2 protein-coding genes and 1 pseudogene are annotated in these 1,986 nt (G+C 44.6%); 1 reads left to right on the top strand and 2 read right to left on the bottom strand.

Annotated features, from left to right (window positions below):
• Nucleotides 1-938: pseudogene (locus AB6E51_RS24315) on the top strand (IS91 family transposase); the annotation flags it as partial.
• Nucleotides 939-1,034: 96 nt separating this feature from the next.
• Here the strand turns inward: AB6E51_RS24315 and AB6E51_RS24310 are convergent.
• Both AB6E51_RS24310 and AB6E51_RS24305 read right to left on the bottom strand, forming a co-directional pair.
• Nucleotides 1,035-1,331, bottom strand: coding sequence for a hypothetical protein (locus tag AB6E51_RS24310; RefSeq protein WP_102332442.1), 297 nt, complete (start codon nt 1,329-1,331; stop codon nt 1,035-1,037).
• A gap of 15 nt (nt 1,332-1,346) precedes the next feature.
• Nucleotides 1,347-1,823: a hypothetical protein gene (locus AB6E51_RS24305; protein WP_102332443.1), complete on the bottom strand. Its 477-nt coding sequence runs from the start codon at nt 1,821-1,823 to the stop codon at nt 1,347-1,349.
• Nucleotides 1,824-1,986: the final 163 nt, after the last annotated feature.

Here is a 1,986-nt window from a genome sequence, read left to right as displayed (position 1 = left end):
ACGAAAGCAACAACATGTCTTTCCTGAGTGTGAGTATCAACACGTTACGTTGACGCTTCCACATACACTGTGGCCCATCTTTCGAGATAATCGATTTCTTCTCAATCATCTCTTTAGTTGCGCAGCCAAAATCTTCTTAGGATGGGCAAAGCAACTGGATATTGATATCGGGGTGTTCTGTGCACTTCACACCTACGGTAGAAAGCTGAATTGGAATGTGCACATCCATTTGTCTGCCACACGTGGAGGCTTATGTAAGAGGACAGGCCTATGGAAGCCCATTTTCTTTAAAGCGAAGACCACTGAAAAGTGTTGGCGTGCCGCCATCACTCAACTTCTCGGCTCCCATTACTCAGAGTTAGATTTGAGTGGAGAGGGCTGCCCTTTCATTCGCAATGAGCAAGATTGGTCACGATTTTTAACCAGCCAATATTGCCCGTCGATGAAAGCTGCATTTTGCAAAGAAAACGGCCAATGTGACCCCCACCATGACTTACCTCGGTCGATACCTAAAGCGGCCGCCCATATCAGCGTCTAGGTTACGACATGATTTCCAGGGAGGCTTAGTGACGTTTGATTATCTTAATCATAGGAATGGTCGGACTGAATCCCTCATTTTGAGTCCAGAAGCACTGATAGAGCGCATGATTGAGCATATACCAGATAAGCACTTCAAAATGATTCGATACTTTGGTTTTCTATCGAACCGACGTCGTGGTGAGATGCACCCTAAGGTCTACGATGCCTTAGGTATCGCCCCTAAAGACTCACCAGAAATGCCCGGTTACGCCGCCATGCTGAAAGGGTATGTGAAGGTTGACCCGTTTGAGTGCATTCTTTGTGGGCACCGTTTAACGTTTCTTCGCTTTAGGGCTGGAGAGGGGCTGTCAGAGCTGGTCCATCATGCTCTGATTCAATCCCAAATCAGGTCAATTTAGGTTTTTCGTAGGATGAGTGTATCTGAAATAGCGAAAACAGTGTGAAAGTGTTCAATTAACACTCGACTTTAAATTGTAGTGTAGGAGTTAGGTCAGTCACACATTTATTTTGACATGAGTTAAGCCACAATAGTTCAAGGTAAGGAATGATTCAGATTCCTTACCTTGAACCTTAATAGCTTCACGAACGTTCAACCCTTTCAAGTCGTCCACATCACCTAATTGTTCAGGGCTTTGACCACGACTGAACATTTTCAAATGATTCAAACGCTGCGTCATTGCTAAGCGTCGAGATGATAAGGTAGGTGTATTCACCGCACCTTCTGACTGACGCATCATTTTAAGTTGCTGACGGAGCGGCGTGTTTGTGGTGTTACCAAATAACTGTGTCATGTAAAATTCCTCCACTTAACATTCCGAAGTACCGATCCAATGACCGTCTGAATCAAAAGCATCCCATTGTTCACTATTGATAATGGTCTCGTTTTCATCCACCGAATCTGCAGTTCCTTCCCAAAATGGATTCACACCCACAGGCTCATTGTTAGTAAGTTGATTGTGGTAGACCCTAACCAGTGAATGTTTAAGTACCGCACCGAAAAACTTATTCGGATGAACATGATCGGTTTGCACCACAAACTGCATAACCACATCTTTACTCATGTTCCAGACGTTCGTTTTTAGGTACTCAAAAGACGCTTCATCATTTAATCCCTCCCGCTGTGCTAGAACCTGCTTAGAATTGCAATCAATGAGTTGAATGAAACCGGTTTGCCCTTCGCACAAAGAGATATCATTTTTTGGTGAGCTTTCGCGTGCCAACGACGAAACGTTGGTCGCTGAATTTAATGTAGAGAGAGTTGGGGTTGAATTTCGTTGTGCCATAGGGAGTTTCCTTTTTGTTTGAGTATCACTTTTATGGAGCCGCTTGGCTGTCCATTCCTCAAACATGGTTCTTCTCTGCAGGGGCGCGTAGCGTTCATTTACCCTTGTAGATAAGGTTCTGATTTGAGGAGGGTTAACAGCCTGCGAGCGCCATCAAATGATG

Source organism: Vibrio sp. 10N.247.311.47 (assembly GCF_041467535.1).
In the GTDB taxonomy this organism is placed as follows: Bacteria; Pseudomonadota; Gammaproteobacteria; order Enterobacterales; family Vibrionaceae; genus Vibrio; species Vibrio crassostreae_C.
The sequence above is the reverse complement of the archived record's forward strand: the minus strand, read 5'-3'. Positions and strand labels throughout refer to the sequence as shown.

Bases quoted from the DNA above. Each gene is read 5' to 3' on its own strand.
- AB6E51_RS24310 (WP_102332442.1), bottom strand. From the start codon at position 1,331: ATGACACAGTTATTTGGTAACACCACAAACACGCCGCTCCGTCAGCAA.
- AB6E51_RS24305 (WP_102332443.1), bottom strand. From the start codon at position 1,823: ATGGCACAACGAAATTCAACCCCAACTCTCTCTACATTAAATTCAGCG.